Annotated in this window: 12 protein-coding genes; 9 read left to right on the top strand and 3 right to left on the bottom strand. The window is 65.5% G+C overall.

The features are described 5' to 3' along the window. Positions 1 to 12: 12 nt before the first annotated feature. Together IVB28_RS00270 and ggt are read right to left on the bottom strand one after the other, a co-directional pair. On the bottom strand, positions 13 to 2115 hold the full coding sequence (locus IVB28_RS00270) for a methyl-accepting chemotaxis protein (protein WP_346730703.1): 2103 nt from the start codon (positions 2113 to 2115) through the stop codon (positions 13 to 15). A gap of 192 nt (positions 2116 to 2307) precedes the next feature. After that, on the bottom strand, positions 2308 to 3987 hold the full coding sequence (ggt, locus tag IVB28_RS00265) for a gamma-glutamyltransferase (RefSeq protein ID WP_247524070.1): 1680 nt from the start codon (positions 3985 to 3987) through the stop codon (positions 2308 to 2310). A 238-nt stretch (positions 3988 to 4225) separates the two neighbouring features. Between ggt and IVB28_RS00260 the strand changes: the two genes are divergently transcribed. Then, positions 4226 to 4969 (top strand): ParA family protein, encoded by a 744-nt coding sequence (locus IVB28_RS00260; protein WP_247524069.1) that lies wholly within the window; start codon positions 4226 to 4228, stop codon positions 4967 to 4969. 271 nt (positions 4970 to 5240) lie between these two features. Here IVB28_RS00260 and mutM read toward each other — a convergent pair whose 3' ends face one another. Further along, positions 5241 to 6140 (bottom strand): bifunctional DNA-formamidopyrimidine glycosylase/DNA-(apurinic or apyrimidinic site) lyase, encoded by a 900-nt coding sequence (mutM, locus tag IVB28_RS00255; protein WP_247524068.1) that lies wholly within the window; start codon positions 6138 to 6140, stop codon positions 5241 to 5243. Between the two features lie 81 nt (positions 6141 to 6221). Here mutM and ubiE point away from each other — a divergent pair, with 81 nt between their 5' ends. From ubiE to IVB28_RS00215, 8 genes are all read left to right on the top strand, one after another. After that, complete coding sequence (gene ubiE / locus IVB28_RS00250; RefSeq protein ID WP_247524067.1) at positions 6222 to 6983, top strand: bifunctional demethylmenaquinone methyltransferase/2-methoxy-6-polyprenyl-1,4-benzoquinol methylase UbiE; 762 nt, start codon at positions 6222 to 6224, stop codon at positions 6981 to 6983. Next, on the top strand, positions 6980 to 8554 hold the full coding sequence (ubiB, locus tag IVB28_RS00245; RefSeq protein ID WP_247524066.1) for a 2-polyprenylphenol 6-hydroxylase: 1575 nt from the start codon (positions 6980 to 6982) through the stop codon (positions 8552 to 8554). The genes ubiE and ubiB overlap by 4 nt, the downstream gene beginning before the upstream one ends. A gap of 56 nt (positions 8555 to 8610) precedes the next feature. Further along, entirely contained in the window at positions 8611 to 10062 is a 1452-nt protein-coding gene (gene coaBC, locus IVB28_RS00240) for a bifunctional phosphopantothenoylcysteine decarboxylase/phosphopantothenate--cysteine ligase CoaBC (protein ID WP_247524065.1), read from the top strand. Then, entirely contained in the window at positions 10059 to 10517 is a 459-nt protein-coding gene (dut, locus tag IVB28_RS00235; protein ID WP_247524064.1) for a dUTP diphosphatase, read from the top strand. The genes coaBC and dut overlap by 4 nt, the downstream gene beginning before the upstream one ends. Before the next feature lie 191 nt (positions 10518 to 10708). After that, complete coding sequence (locus IVB28_RS00230) at positions 10709 to 13213, top strand: PAS domain-containing sensor histidine kinase (protein WP_247524063.1); 2505 nt, start codon at positions 10709 to 10711, stop codon at positions 13211 to 13213. Continuing rightward, on the top strand, positions 13210 to 14730 hold the full coding sequence (gene tsaE, locus IVB28_RS00225; RefSeq protein ID WP_247524062.1) for a tRNA (adenosine(37)-N6)-threonylcarbamoyltransferase complex ATPase subunit type 1 TsaE: 1521 nt from the start codon (positions 13210 to 13212) through the stop codon (positions 14728 to 14730). The genes IVB28_RS00230 and tsaE overlap by 4 nt, the downstream gene beginning before the upstream one ends. 86 nt (positions 14731 to 14816) lie before the next feature. After that, on the top strand, positions 14817 to 15134 hold the full coding sequence (locus IVB28_RS00220; RefSeq protein WP_247314512.1) for a PilZ domain-containing protein: 318 nt from the start codon (positions 14817 to 14819) through the stop codon (positions 15132 to 15134). A gap of 117 nt (positions 15135 to 15251) precedes the next feature. Then, positions 15252 to 15974, top strand: a complete 723-nt coding sequence (locus IVB28_RS00215) for a nucleotidyltransferase family protein (protein ID WP_247524061.1) — start codon at positions 15252 to 15254, stop codon at positions 15972 to 15974. The last annotated feature ends 238 nt before the right edge of the window (positions 15975 to 16212 follow it).

Raw genomic sequence — 16212 nt, 5'->3', positions numbered from 1 at the left:
GCCCCTCTCGAGCTAAGCAGCCTTGATGTTGCTAAGGAAGGTCTCGACTTCGCCGCGCATCGTCTCTGACTGCTTCGACAACTCGCTGGACGCCTGCAGCACCTGGTGGGCAGCGGCGCCGGTATCGCCGGCGGCCTGCTGAACCCCGACGACGTTCGCCGAGATTTCGCCGGTGCCGAGCGCCGCCTGCTGGACGTTGCGGGCGATCTCCTGCGTGGCCGACCCCTGTTCTTCAACGGCGCTGGCAATCGCCGACGCAATCTCGTTCATTTCAGTGATCGTCGCGCTGATGCCCCGGATCGCAGTGACCGCATCGCTCGACGAGTTCTGGATCGACGTAATCTGGGCACCGATCTGCTCGGTTGCCTTGGCGGTCTGCTCGGCGAGACTCTTGACCTCGGAGGCCACCACGGCGAATCCCCTGCCGGCTTCGCCGGCGCGCGCCGCTTCGATCGTGGCGTTGAGCGCGAGCAGGTTGGTCTGCGACGCGATGTCGTTGATAAGCTTGACCACGTCGCCAATGCTGGCGGCACCGTCATAGAGGCCTTGCACCGTCGTATTGGTGCGACCGGCCTCCTGGACGGCCTTTTGGGCGATCGCAGCCGACTGCGCCACCTGGCGGCCGATCTCGCTGACAGAACTGGCCAGTTCCTCCGACGCCGCAGCGACGGTCTGCACATTGGAGGAGGCCTCCTCGGTCGCAGCCGCGACCGCGGTCGCCTGGTTGGAGGTCTCTTCCGCCGTCGCCGTCATCGACGACGCCGTCGCCTGCAGCTCGGTGGAAGCTGACGCAACCGACCGCAGCACGGCGGATATGCTGGCGTCGAAGGCCTGGGTCAGTTCGTTGACACGCGCCGCCCGCGCCACGCGCGCCTTGATCGCCTCGGCCTCCTTGTCGGCAAGCTCCTTGGCCCTGATCATGTTTTCCTTGAAGATCAGCACCGCCCTGGCCATCAGGCCGATCTCGTCCTTCTTGTCGGTCGCGGGGATCGCGACCGAGTGATCGCCGCCTGCGAGCTGCCCCATGGCGCTGACCATGTTGAGGATCGGCGGCACGATCGAGCGATTGGTCAGGTAGACGACAGTCACCGCGACGCCGATGCCAACGCCGAGCAGCACCCAAAGCAGGGTCATCAGGAAGCCGGTCTCGGCGAGGACGGCGTCGCCGTCGCGCTTGAGATTGTCCTGCTGCCGGGAAACCATTCCGCCCGAACGCGCACCGCCGGAGTCTTTCGCGCCGGCAAAGATATCGAGAAGCTTGTTGGCGCGCGGCGCCGCTTCGTTGGTCAGGAACCACTGCGCCATGTTCCAGCGGTCCGAGGCACGGATTTCAAACATTTTCTGCGGCAACGGCGCGAATTTTTTGCGGGCGTCAACAAGCGCGTCGAACGCCCCTTGCTGGGCCCGTGTCATCTCCGAGCGCCGCTTCGCAAGCGCTTCGAACTTCTTCTCATTGAGCGCCCAGAGTTCCTCGAACTCGGTCTTGAAGGTCTTGTCCGCGGTCAAGAGATAGGCGCGAATAGCGCCGATCGCCATCGCCATGCTGCCACGCAGATCCGCAAAGCCGATCAGCAGGCTCTTGCGCTCGTCGGTCGAGGCTATGTTGCCTTCCTCCTCGATGATCGAGGTCGCCTTCTGGAGCATGAGCTTGGCCAGCGGCGCCGCTTCGACCGCGAGAATCTTTGCCGCGGGCTGTTCGTCGGCGGTGTGAGCGATCGCCTCGGCCTTGTCCTGCGCGTTGCGCAACTCGTCGAGCAGCGGCTTGGCCTGTTTCCAATCTGCTTTGTTCTGCTCGGAGGTCCAATGACCCGACAGATTGTCCATTTTTGCGCCGTAGCGCTGCATGTCGTTCCAGAGCGTTGCGCGCTCGGCCTTGAACGTATCGTTGCCCGTGATGAGCCAGCCGCGCAGGGATGCAAGTGAGGCATAAACTCCTGCCACGACGTCACTCGCCGTCATGGCCGTCGGTACCCGAAGGTGCACCGTGCGGGTGGTAGATGCCTCGACCTCGCGCACCTTGAGGATCGTGGTCCCCACCACGACGGCCAACAACGCACACAACGCGCTGAAACCAACAATCAAGCGGCCTCGAATATTCAAATTCAGGAATGCCATGCCAGTCCCTATCCGTGCGAGCAGAAGCGCTGCTCAACGATTGGGCATCAACGTAAAAAATGGACGAACGGCCGAGCCGTAGTTGTACCAAGTTGTTCTGCGTCAGACGTCAAAAGGCCCGTAGAACAACCGGGCTATGACCGTTGCATTGCACATGAAACTTTGCGCTGCGCTGCGGGGTGCGTTTGCGGGTCAGGCCAGAGTGAACCTCACGCCGGCCCGCGCAAGCCCGCCGGAAATCCCGACCGGCGTGCCGTCCGCACGCCAGCAGGCGGCGCCAGTCATGGTGCCGTCGTCGTGGAATGCGATCCCGTTCATGCCGCCGGCGACGGTCGCGACGGGCTGCACCTTGTGGCCGAGCGCCGCGAGCTTCACGCACACCCTCTCCGGCACCGTCTGCTCGACCTCTAGCGCATTGCCCTCGGTCCAGACCCTGGGCGCCTCGACGGCCTCCTGCAGGCTCATGCCGTGGTCGATCAGATTGACCAGCGCCTGCATTGCGCTCGGGAAGATGCGTTTTCCGCCTGGCAAGCCAAGCGCGTAGCGCAGCTTTCCGTCACGCAGCGCCATCATCGGCGACATCGACGTCGTCACCCGCTTGCCCGGCGCCAGCGATAGCGCATGGCCGGGACGCGGATCGAACAGGTTCATGTAATTATTGGCGATGGCGCCGAGGCCCGGGATCATGATCTTCGCACCGAACAGATTGTTGATGGTCTGCGTGGTCGCAACCACGTTGCCGAAGGCATCCGCCGCCGTCACGTGCGTGGTGTGTGCCCCTTCAAGCTGCGACACGCCGGCGCTCCAGGTCTGCGCCCGTGCCGGATCGATGGCGCCGCGGCGCTCCTGGGCATAGGCCTTCGACGTCAGCCGCTCCACGGGGACGCCGACATAATCAGGATCGCCGCTGGCCGCAGCGCGATCGGCGAATGCGATCTTCAGGACTTCGGCGAGACAGTGGATGGTCTCGGGCGTACCGAAGCCAAGACCTTCGATGTCGTAGCCCTCCAGAATGTTCAGCATCTGCGCGATGTGCACGCCGGAGGCCGCGGGCGGCGGAGGGCCAAGGATGGTCCAGCCGCGGTAGTCCGCGCGGATCGGCTGCCGCTCGACCGTCTTGTAATTCGTGAGATCGTTGCGACGGATGAAGCCGCCGGCCTTTTCCATGTAGTCGACGAGGATGTCGCCAAGCGGCCCCTCGTAGAGCGCGGTCTCGCCGTGGTCGGCGATATGGCGCAAGGTCTCGGCGTATTCGGCCTGTACCACGCGCGCGCCGGTCTTGAGCGGCTCGCCGTCTGGCAGATAGATCGCCGCGATCGGCTTGTCTTTGCGCATCTCGGCGGCGCTCTCCTTGATGCATTCATGCAGATAGGGGGTCGCCGCATAGCCGCGCGCGGCATGCTTGATCGCGGGCTGCATGACGTCGGCGAGGCTCATGGTGCCGAACCTTTGCTGCGTTTCGCACCAGGCTTTCAGCGAGCCCGGTGTAGCAACCGCCTTCGGGCCGTTGAGGTTTTCATTGCCGACGGTGTCGAACACGTCATGCGCCGAGCCCGGCGTGGAGGTGTAGCTGGTGTCAAGCACCGCCGCGGGCACGGTGCTCTGCCCGTCGATGAAACGGTGGCTGCCGTCGGCGAGCCGTATGTGTGCCATGCCGCCGCCGATGATGCCGACCATCATCGGCTCGACCACCGTCAGCGTGAACAGGGTCGCGATCGCGGCGTCGACGGCGTTGCCGCCTGCCGCCAGCATCTCCGCGCCGGCGCTGGAGGCTAGTGGATGGTTGCTGACCACCATGCCGCGGCTCGATACCGCAGGCATCTTCTGGCATTCAAAATTCGTCGCCGTCCGGTCGCGCCACTTTCCGCCCATGCCGCTTGTCCTTTTATGCACGGCGGCAAGCACACCACACGTACGAGTACGGGTCCAGTATTGGTACGGATTAGCTGGCATTCCGTGTTCCGCCATCATTGCTACTGCTGATTCGGACCTCCGCGATCCCCTTTGGATCGGGCCGGCACGTCCTGAGCAAGAAGAGCTCAGCATCCACATCGATGCACGTTCGCGTGGCGTTTCCCTGACCCAAGCACTCCAAAGGATTGATCTTCAAATGCACACGATCGTACTGGCCACCCAAAAGGGTGGCAGCGGTAAGAGCACGCTCGCCATCGGCCTCGCGCTCGCGGCCAAGCAGGCCGGCTTCACCGTCCGCCTGATCGAGACCGACCCGCAGGGCACCCTGTCCAACTGGCAGCGCCGTCGCGCCGCCGATGATCTCGTCGTCGAGCCGATCTATCACGCCGCCGACATCGAGCCGCGCCTGAAGATGCTGGCCGATAGTGGCCTCCAGCTTGCGATCGTCGATACTGCCGCCGGCCTCAGCGCCGCCACCACTGCGGCGATCCGTCATTCCAACCTCTGCCTGATCCCGGCGCGCCCGAGCGTCGCCGACATCGAAGCGACCGTCTCGACGCTGAGCGTCGCGCGCGCCTGGAAGCGGCCTTACAGCTTCGTGCTGAACCAGACGCCGATCCGCGGCCAGCGCATCGACAACGCCGCCAACACCCTCGCCGAAGAAGCCGCGCTCGATCTTGCGGAGGTGCTCGCGCGTCCGCTGATCGTGATGCGCAACGATCATCAGGATTCGCTCGCGAGCGGCCTTGCCGTCAGCGAATTCGCGCCGAACGGCAAGTCGGCGGACGAGATCCGCGGCCTCTGGCGCTGGATTGAGGCCCGGCTCGAGCTCACTGCGAGGACCGGTGTCCTGATCGACCAGGTGATGTCGGCTGCGGACGGCATGCTGCATGCCGCCGCCAAGCTTACGGCGGACGAGACCACGACGCTGGCGTCCTGAGCGGGGCGATCGCTCGGACGGCAGTTGGCCCTTCACCATCCTGTAGGGCCCCAGCGACGAAGCAATCCGGCCACCAGCCCGGCCGGATTGCTTCGCCTCGCGCTTCTTCGGAATGCTCTATCCACCCGTCATTGCGAGCGCAGCGAAGCAATCCAGAATCCTTCCGCGGAGGGACTCTGGATTGCTTCGTCGCAAGGGCTCCTCGCAATGACGCCCGTGGCGGCCTTCGAAAACCTCACGGCCTTCCGGACTCGGACCGCTTGCCTGATCGTCACTTCTGACATTTCGGACACCAGAACGTCGATCGACCGTTCTGGGTGAAGCGCTTGATCGTGCCGCCGCAGCGCGGGGTCGTGCAGGTCTCGCCTTCGCGGTCATAGACCTTGAACGAATGCTGGAAATAGCCGAGCTCGCCCGAAGTCTGGCGATGGTCGCGCAGAGACGAACCGCCGGCCTTGATGGCGTCGTTGAGCACGGTGTGGATCGCGCCGACCAATCGCTTGGCGTGGTCGGTTGGCTCGCCCCCGGCAACGCCCTTGCGACCCTTGGTCGCGAGCGTCGCCGCGATCCGGCGTGGCGACAGATGCGAGCGATGCAAGGCTTCGCAGACATAGATGTTGCCGAGCCCCGCGACCACGCGCTGGTCGAGCAGCGCCGCCTTCAGGCTCGTGGTCTTGCCTGCGCAGGACCGCGCCAGCATCGCGGCATCGAATTCGTTGCCGAGCGGCTCGGGGCCGAGCCCGCGCAGCAGCGGTTCTTCATCAAGCGCGCTGCGTGCGATCACTTTCATGTAACCGAAGCGGCGCGGGTCGTTGAAGACGATGTCGGCGCCGGAGGACATCCGAAACAGCACGTGATCGTGCGCGGAATCCTTGGCCTTCGGATAGTGAAACTCGCCAGGCACGGCGTCGTTGCCCCGCTTGATGACTCGGAATGAGCCCGACATGCCCAGATGCATCAAGAGCACATCGCCGGAGGCGAGATCCGCCACGAGATATTTTGCGCGGCGGCCGAGGCCCGTGACGACCTGCCCCTTGAGCCGAGCCACGAAGTCCGGCTGGAACGGAAAGCGCAGGTCCGGCCGGCGGGCCTCCGCGGACAGGATTTTCGCGCCCTCCATGACGGGCTGAAGGCCGCGGCGGACGGTCTCGACTTCGGGCAATTCGGGCATGGTCAGGCATTCACCTTATGAGGGCGGTGTGATAGCGCCATTGCGGCGGGCGCGCTATGGTCCGCCCAGTGGAGTAGAGTAATGGATCGGCCGGGCGAAACCACGCATTTTGGCTTCAGGGACGTTCCCCTCGGGGACAAGCAGACGCTGGTGAACGACGTGTTTCACAGCGTGGCCTCGCGCTATGATCTGATGAACGATCTGATGTCCGGTGGCCTGCACCGGGTCTGGAAGGACATCATGATCACGGCGCTCGACCCGCCCAGGAGCGACCGGCCGTTCGCGTTGCTCGACGTGGCCGGCGGCACCGGCGACATCTCCTTCCGCGCCGCCAAGGCCGCAGGTGCGGGCTTCCATGCCACCGTTTGCGACATCAACACCGACATGCTCGCGGTCGGCCGCGAGCGCGCCGTCAAGCGGCATCTCGAAACCCGGGTCGATTTCGTCGAAGGCAATGCCGAAGCGCTCGCCTTCGCCGATCGCGGCTTCGACGCATATACGATTGCTTTCGGCATCCGCAATGTGCCGCGGATCGACCTTGCGCTGCAAGAAGCCTATCGCGTGCTGAAGCCCGGCAGCCGCTTCCTCTGCCTGGAATTTTCCAGCGTCGAGATGCCGGGGCTCGATCGGCTTTACGACCTGTTCTCGTTCAAGGTGATCCCGCCGCTTGGCCGCATGATCACCGGCGATGCCGAGTCCTATCAATATCTCGTCGAATCGATCCGCAAGTTTCCAAAACCCAACGCGTTCGCCGACATGATCCGCGACGCCGGCTTCGCCCGCGTCAGCTGGCAGACATTGTCCGGCGGCATCGTCGCACTGCATTCGGGCTGGCGTTTGTGATCTCAGCCTTTAACCACATTGCGCGCCTGATCCGCGCCGCGTTCGTGTTTGCCCGCGAGGGCGTGTTCGGCTCGGTCGATCCGAGCCTGGTGCCGCCGCCGGGACAGCTCGCGCTGAAGCTGGCGCGTCTCGTCGAACGCCGCGGCACCAAGCACGGCCCGCGGATCTCGCGCGCGCTGACGCGGATGGGCCCCGCCTATCTCAAGCTGGGACAGTTCCTGGCGACGCGCCCCGACGTGGTCGGGGTCATCATGGCGCGCGACCTCGAAAGCCTTCAGGACCGCCTGCAGCCATTTCCACAGGCCGAAGCCGAGGCCGCAATTGCGACGTCACTGGAGCGGCCGCTCACGGACGTGTTCGTCAGCTTCGGGCCTCCCGTCGCGGCCGCCTCGATCGCGCAAGTGCATCGCGCCGAAGTCTTGCACCACGGGATCCGCACGTCGGTCGCGGTCAAGGTGCTCAGGCCGAACGTCGCCGCGCGCTTCCGCCGCGACCTCTCCGACTTCTTCTTCGTCGCGCACAAGGCCGAGACCTACTCGGCGGAAGCGCGGCGGCTGCGCCTCATCGAAGTCATCAACACCATGTCGCGCTCGGTCGCGATGGAGATGGACCTGCGGCTGGAGGCCGCTGCGCTGTCGGAGATGGCGGAGAACACGCGCGACGACCCTGATTTCCGCGTGCCGGCCGTCGACTGGGACCGCACCACGCACAACGTGCTGACGATGGAATGGATCGACGGCATCGCGCTGAACGATCACAAGCGCCTGGCAGAGTCGCAGGTCGATTTGCCCGATCTCGGCCGCAAGGTGATCCAGAGCTTCTTGCGGCACGCACTTCGCGACGGCTTCTTCCATGCCGACATGCATCCGGGCAATCTGTTCCTGGACGATGCCGGCCGTCTCGTCGCGGTCGATTTCGGCATCATGGGCCGGCTCGGCATGAAGGAGCGGCGCTTCCTCGCTGAAATCCTGCTCGGCTTCATCACCCGCGATTATCGTCGCGTCGCTGAGGTGCATTTCGAGGCGGGCTACGTGCCCGCGCATCACTCGGTCGAGAATTTCGCGCAAGCGATCCGCGCCATTGGCGAGCCGATTCACAACCGCACGGCGGAAGAGATCTCGATGGCGCGGCTGCTGACGCTGCTGCTCGAGGTCACCGGCCTGTTCGACATGACGACGCGGCCGGAGCTGATCCTGCTGCAGAAGACCATGGTGGTGGTCGAGGGCGTGGCGCGCGGCTTCGATCCCAAGCTCGACATCTGGAAGATCGCCGACCCCGTGGTACGCGAATGGATCGAGCGCAATCTCGGCCCGATCGGCCGGGTGCAGGGGGCGCTCGCCGGGACCGGAGACATCGCGCGGGTGCTGATGCGCCTGCCGGAGATCGTGGAGCGGTCCGTGAAGGTCCTGGAGCAGCTCGAGACCATGACGCGGGACGGCATCAGGCTGTCGCCGGAGAGCATCGCCGCGATGGGACGCAGCGAAGGCCGCAAGACCCGCTGGCGCACCGTCGCGCTCTGGATCATCGCCGCAACCTTCATCGGCATCCTGATCGCCGTCCGGAATCTATGATTGCACTGCAATCACGCGGATGATAGCATCGCTATCATTCTGTGCTGGAGGTCGTCATGGCAAGCCTGACCATCCGCAAACTGGACGATCACGTCAAAACCTATCTGCGGCTGCGCTCGGCCAAGAACCGCAGGTCGGTCGAGGAAGAGGTCCGGGTCATCCTGCGGGAGCTGATCGAGGGCCGCGAGGAGCCGCTGACGCCGTTTTCTGCCCCGGCGGCGGCATCGTCCGCTCCCACGGCACAGCGCACCGGCGCCCTTCCCGAGGCCAGTGTCACCCTCATCATCGGCGGCGGCATCGCCGCCTACAAATCGCTCGACCTGATCCGCCGGCTGAAGGAACGCCGCATCGAGGTCCGCTGCGTCCTGACCAAGGCGGCGCAGCAATTCGTCACGCCGTTGGCGGCGAGCGCGCTCTCGCATGAGCGCGCCTATACCGACCTGTTCGACCCGCAAAGTGAGTTCGACGCCGGCCACATCCGCCTGGCGCGCGACTGCGACCTGATCGTGGTGGCGCCCGCGACCGCCGATCTGATGGCCAAGATGGCCAACGGCCATGCCGACGATCTCGCCAGCGCCATCCTGCTCGCGACCAACCGCAAGGTGCTGCTGGCGCCGGCAATGAACCCACTGATGTGGAACAATGCGGCGACGCGGCGCAACGTCGGCTTGCTCCAGCGCGACGGCGTGGTTCTGATCGGCCCCAATTCCGGCGAGATGGCGGAAGCCGGCGAGGCCGGAACAGGCCGCATGTCCGAAGCCGTCGAGATCGCCAACGCCGCCGAGCGGCTGCTGCGGCCGCCGGTGCCGAGGCCACTTGCCGGCAAGCGGGTGCTGATCACCGCGGGCCCCACGCATGAGCCGATCGATCCGGTGCGCTACATCGCCAACCGCTCCTCCGGCAAGCAGGGCTTTGCCATTGCAGCCGCGGCGCAAGCGGCGGGCGCCGAGGTGATTCTGGTCAGCGGTCCCGTCGATCTCAGCGATCCCCAGGGCGTCACGGTGAAGCACGTGGAATCGGCGCGGCAGATGCTGGAGCAGGTGCAGGCCTCGCTTCCCGCCGACATCGCGATCTTCGCCGCCGCGGTCGCCGACTGGCGCGTTGCCAATGAAGGCGAGCAGAAGCTGAAGAAGACCTCGGCCGGCATGCCGCCGCTTCAGCTGGTCGAAAATCCCGACATTCTCGCCACCATCTCGAAGCTGACCGACAGGCGCCCGCCGCTGGTGATCGGCTTTGCGGCCGAGACCGAGCACCTCATCGACAACGCCAAATCGAAGCTCGCGCGCAAGGGCTGCGACTGGATCGTTGCAAACGACGTCTCGCCTGCCACCGGCGTGATGGGCGGCGATCGCAACACGGTGCATTTGATCAGCCGCAAGAACGACGGGAAGGACGGCGGGATTGCAGTTGATTCCTGGCCGGTGATGACCAAGGAACAGGTCGCCATCGAACTGGTCGCGCATGTCGCGAAAAGCCTGAGCCATAAATCCCGGGAGCCGGCATCTTGAGCACCAAAGTCACTGTGGAACTGCAACGCCTCGCCCATGCCGACGGCCTGCCGCTGCCCACCTATCAGACCGCCGAGGCCGCCGGGCTCGACCTGATGGCGGCGGTTCCTGACAACGAACCCCTCACGCTGGCGCCCGGGCAATATGCGTTGGTGCCGACGGGGCTCGCGATCGCCTTGCCGGCTGGGCACGAGGCGCAGGTGCGACCGCGTTCGGGTCTTGCGGCCAAGCACGGCGTCACCGTGCTGAACTCGCCGGGCACGATCGACGCCGACTACCGCGGCGAGATCAAGGTGATCCTGATCAATCACGGCCAAGCCGCCTTCGTGATCAAGCGCGGCGAGCGCATCGCCCAGATCGTGATCGCGCCCGTGGTGCAGGCCGCCCTGGTTCCCGTGGCCAGCTTGTCCACGACCGATCGCGGCGCCGGCGGCTTCGGCTCGACCGGCCGCTAACGCGCGACAGTTTCAGCCGAATCATCCCGAAGAACGACGTGAGCTGGAACATCGCGCCCGGCATTTTTGGGGAGTGGCGTTTACGTTCACGATCTGGACTCTTACCGGCGGAGTCACGGTGAGGGTATTGTCTTTTGATTCGCGCGCGACGGGGGTCGCCGCGCGCAAATCCGTGCGATCTTGGGGCAACTATGTCAGGCGTGATCGTGTCGATGCGTCGGACGCTGCTGTCGTGCACATCGCTGGTGCGCAACGGCTTATTGGGGGGCGCTCTTGCAGCGCTGCTGCCGGCTGCGCCGGCTGAGGCCGCCGATCTCCTCGACACTCTCTCCATCATGCTGGATTTCAACCGGCAGGAACTCGCGGTGCTCGCCACCGCGCTGGCTTTGCTCGGCTTCTCGGTGATGGCCGCGATCCTGTTGATGCGCACGCGGGTGCGTACGGCGAAGAACGAGGCGCGTCTGCGCGCCCGAATCGGGGAACTCCAGCTCCAGGCTGACCGATACGGCGCGCTGCTGTTCGCCGAGCCGCAAATCCTGATCTCATGGCCGGCCGGCGACAACCGCGCGCAAATCTCGGGCGACATATCCTTGGTGCTGCCGCGCGATTCGTCCCCGCAGCGCGTGCTCGCATTCGGAACCTGGCTGCCGCCGGAACCCGCGCTGCAGATGGATCATGCGGTCGATGCGCTGCGCGACCGCGGTGATGGATTCCAGCTGACGCTGACCACCGCCCATGGCCACACGCTGGAGGCCATCGGCCGCGCCATCGGCGGCCAGGCCATTGTCCGGATTCGCGAACTCTCAGGACTCCGCCGCGATCTGGCCGAAACCAATCTGCGCTACAACGCGCTCTCCGACGAGACCGAGATGCTGCGCGGCTTTGCCGCCGCCGCACCCTGGCCGATCTGGGCCAAGGGCGAGAACGGCGCGCTGACTTATGCCAACCCGGCCTATGTGCGGGCCACCGAGGCGAACAGCATCGTCGACGCGCACGAGCGCAAGCTCGAGCTGCTCGACAGCGCCGATCGCACCGCGATGGAGCGGGGGTTGAAGGACGCGGCCAATTTCAACGCGCGGCTGCCGATCGTGATCAGCGGCGAGCGCCGAATCTACGACGTGCGTGCCGTCAATGTCGGCAGCGGCAGCGTCGGCGTCGCCATCGATGCCAGCGAGGCGGATGCGCTCAGCTCCGCGCTGGTGCGGATGGCGGAGGCGCATCGCCGCACGCTCGACCAGCTCTCCTCCGGCGTTGCCGTATTCGACGGCCAGCGCCGGCTTGCCTTCTACAACGATTCCTACCGCCGGCTGTGGGACCTCGACCGCAGCTTCCTCGACGCCAACCCGGATGATTCCAGCGTGCTCGACCAGCTCCGCGCCGCGCGCAAGCTGCCGGAGCAGCCGGACTTCCGGGCCTGGAAGTCCAAGCTGCACGAGGCCTATCGCGCGGTCGAGGCGGCCAAGGACACCTGGTACCTGCCGGACGGCCGCGCTCTCTCGGTCGTCACCACGCCGAACCCGGAAGGCGGCGTCACCTATCTGTTCGACGACGTCACCGAGAGCCTCCAGCTCGCCCGCCGCTTCGACGGCATGATCCGGGTTCAGCGCGAGACGCTGGACAGCCTCGCCGAGGGCGTCGCCGTGTTCGGCAGCAACGGCAAGGCCCAGCTGTTCAACCCGGCCTTCGTCCGGATGTGGAAGCTGTCGAGCGATGCCATGCGCGACGAGCCGCACATCCAGACCGTCGAAGGCTGGTGCCATCAGCTGTTCGATGACCCGGTGGTCTGGCGCCAGATCCGCGAGGCCGTCACCTCGATCGAGAATCGCGCCGACGTGCCGCTGAAGCTGGAGCGCAAGGACGGCAGCGTGCTCGACGGCATGATCCGGCCGCTGCATGACGGCGCGACCATGCTGACGTTCCAGGACATCACCGACACCGAGAACGTCGAGCGTGCGCTGCGCGAACGCAACGAGGCGCTGGAGGCCGCCGACCAGATGAAGGTGGATTTCGTCCACCACGTCTCCTACGAGCTGCGCTCACCGCTCACCACCATCATCGGTTTTGCGCACTTCCTGAGCGATCCATCGACCGGGCCGCTGACGCCGAAGCAGGCCGAATATCTCGACTACGTCACCAAATCGACCAATGCGCTGCTGGCGCTGACCAACAACATCCTCGATCTCGCCACCATCGATGCCGGCGCCATGAAGCTGGAACTCGGCCCGGTCGACGTCAGCAAGACCATCGAGCTCGCCGCCGAGGGCATCCAGGACCGCCTCGCCACCGACCGCATCCGCCTCAAGGTCGAGATCGCGCCCGACGTCGGCAGCTTCACCGGCGACGAGAAGCGCGTGGTGCAGGTGCTCTATAATCTCCTCGCCAACGCCGTCGGGTTTTCTCCACAGGATTCTACCGTCGGCATCAGCGCGCGCCGCACCGAGCGCAGTGTGGTCTTCACCGTGACAGATTCCGGGCCTGGAATACCTGCCGACATGAAGGACAAGGTGTTCAACTGGTTCGAAAGCCGCTCGCAGGGCTCGCGTCACCGCGGCGCCGGGCTCGGCCTGTCGCTGGTGCGCTCCTTCGTCGAGCTGCATGGCGGCAAGGTGCGGGTGGACTCGATAGTCGGCCGAGGGACGGTCGTGATCTGCGATTTTCCGACCGACCAGGCGGCGCATCGCGACGCCGCCGAATGACCGGACCCATTACATTCTCAGTCGCGCTTCACAACGAGGCGGCCACCGCGCAGTTGATGGCCGACCTCGCGCTGCTGGTCGGCCCCGGCGACGTGATCACCCTCACCGGCGATCTCGGTGCCGGCAAGACCGCGGCTGCGCGCAGCCTGATCCGCTATCTCGCCGGCGACGAGGCGCTGGAAGTGCCGAGCCCGACCTTCACGCTGGTGCAGGGTTACGAGCTGCCGCCATTTCCGGTGATGCATGCTGATCTCTACCGCGTCGAGGACGAGAGCGAGCTCGAGGAGATCGGGCTTTCGCCGCTCCCGGATGCAACGCTCGTCCTGATCGAATGGCCGGAGCGTGCGCCGTCGGCGATGCCACAAGACCGCATCGACATCGCGCTGACGCATCGACCGGCGCTGGGCTCTAACGCGCGCGCCGCCGACATCACCGGCTATGGCAAGGCCGCCGCGATTGTGGCGCGGTTGCAGGCCCTGCGCGAGTTTCTGGACGCCGCCGGCTACATGGACGCGACGCGCAAGCGCATGGCCGGCGACGCCTCGACCCGCTCCTATGCGCGGCTGCTGCGCGACGACGGCATCGTCATCCTCATGAACTTCCCGCAGCGCCCGGATGGTGCAGCGGTGTACAACGGAAAATCCTACAGCGCGGCGGTGCATCTCGCCGAGAATGTAAAGCCCTTCGTCGCCATCGACGAAGGCCTGCGCGCGCAGGGCATCTCGGCGCCTGCCATTCATCATTCCGATCTCGACCATGGCTTCCTGATCACCGAGGATTTCGGCAGCGAAGGCGTGATCGAAGGCGACCCGCCGCGGCCGATTGCCGAGCGCTACGAGGCCGCGACCGACCTATTGGCCACGCTGCACGGCAAGGCGCTGCCGGAAACCCTGCCGCTGGCGGGCCAGAGTTACGACATCCCGGTGTTCGACAACGAAGCGCTCTTGATCGAAATCAGTTTGATGCCGGAATGGTATCTGCCCGACCGCAACGCGCCGCTGAGCGAAGCGGCCCGCGCGGAATTTTTCGCGATGTGGCGCGAGCTGCTCAAGAAGCCGCTGGCGGCGCCGCAGACGTGGGTCATCCGCGACTACCACTCGCCCAATCTGATCTGGCTCGGCGATCGCAGCGGCATCGAGCGCGTCGGCGTGATCGATTTCCAGGACACCGTGCTCGGACCGCAATCCTACGATGTCGTCTCGCTGCTTCAGGACGCCCGCATCGACGTGCCCGAGACGGTTGAGCTGACGCTGCTGTCGCGCTACATCAAGGCACGACGCGCGAGTGATGCAGGCTTCGATCCCGCCGGCTTCGCCGAGCTCTACGCCATCATGTCGGCGCAGCGGAACACGCGCCTGCTCGGCACCTTCGCCCGCCTCAACCGCCGCGACGGCAAGCCGCATTATTTGCGCCACCAGCCGCGGATCTGGACCTATCTCCAACGCTCGCTGGCGCATCCGGCGCTGAACTCCTTGCGCGACTGGTATCTCACCCACGTCCCACCGCCGCAGGCCTGATTTGGGGCCGATTTACCGGCTGTTAGCCAAGACCTCGGTATTCTGGCGGCGAGGCAGCCGGATCATTGCGGGGCTGGAGCGGGCACATGGCGGTAAAGACGGACCAGCGCGGCAACAGCCGGGTTGTTTTCGAGCGCGGCATTTCGGCCCAGATGATGGGGATCGACGGCACCTGGCGGCGCGACTGCACCATGGAGGACGTCTCCGAAACCGGCGCCAAGCTGACCATCGACGGCTCGGTCGAGGGCCTGCATCTGAAAGAGTTCTTTCTGCTGCTGTCGTCGACCGGCTTGGCCTATCGGCGCTGCGAGCTGGCCTGGGTCAATGGCGACCAGATCGGCGTCAATTTCCTCAAGCTCGGCGACCGGAAGAAAAAGGCGCGCTCCACAGCCGTCGGGGCATGATGGCAACACCCGTCGTACAACCGTCACGGCGGCTGGTTAAGGCGGTTGAGATGCGGTGCGGCTGATCGAACCTCGTGCTAGATTGCTGCGAACGCGAAAGGTCTGAGAAAGCGAAGGATGTCCGTCAAACCGACCAAAGCCATGGTGCTCGCCGCAGGGTTCGGCCTGCGCATGCGTCCGCTGACGGACAAGATGCCGAAGCCGATGGTGCCGGTGGCGGGACAGCCGCTGCTCGACCACGTGCTCGACAAGCTCGGCCAGGCCGGCGTGACCGAGGCCGTGGTCAACGTGCATTACCTGCCGGACCAGATCATCGATCACACCGCATCGCGCCAGCATCCGCGCGTGACCATCTCCGACGAACGCGACCAGGTGCTCGGCACCGGCGGCGGCGTGGTCAAGGCGCTGCCGCTGCTCGGCGATGCGCCGTTCTTCCACGTCAATTCCGATACGCTCTGGATCGACGGCGTGCGCTCGAACCTGACGCGGCTCGCTGAAAACTTCGATCCGGAACGCATGGACATTCTGCTCCTCATGGCGCCGACCGCGACCAGCATCGGCTATAGCGGCCGCGGCGATTACGGCATGCTGCCCGATGGCGCCCTGCGCAAGCGCAAGGAAAAAGAGATCGTTCCGTTCGTCTATGCCGGCGCCGCGATCCTGTCGCCGTCGATCTTCGAGGGCGCACCGGCGGGCGAGTTCTCGCTGACCAAGATGTTCGACCGCGCCAACGAGCAGGAGCGGCTGTTCGGCCTCCGGCTCGACGGTGTCTGGATGCATGTCGGCACGCCCGACGCCGTGCACGCCGCGGAAGAGGCGTTTCTGGAGAGCGTGGCCTAAGAGCTGCTCTGTTGTCTCGGACGCGGTGCGGCGCGAGGTGCCGCTCCGCAGAGCGAGGACCCACACCGTCGCAGCCGTGATGACGCCGCCTGGGCCCCGGCTCAGCAGCGCATCACTGCGTGCTGCGCCGCGTCCGGGGCACGAGATTGGCGCAACTCAGCAAACAGCGGGGACGACTTCTTCCCGGCCCATGACCATTTGAGTCGATCTCCCTATATTGCCCTGATTCCCGAATCAG

This window comes from Bradyrhizobium sp. 199, from assembly GCF_023073355.1.
Lineage (GTDB): Bacteria > Pseudomonadota > Alphaproteobacteria > Rhizobiales > Xanthobacteraceae > Bradyrhizobium.
The sequence above is the reverse complement of the archived record's forward strand: the minus strand, read 5'-3'. Positions and strand labels throughout refer to the sequence as shown.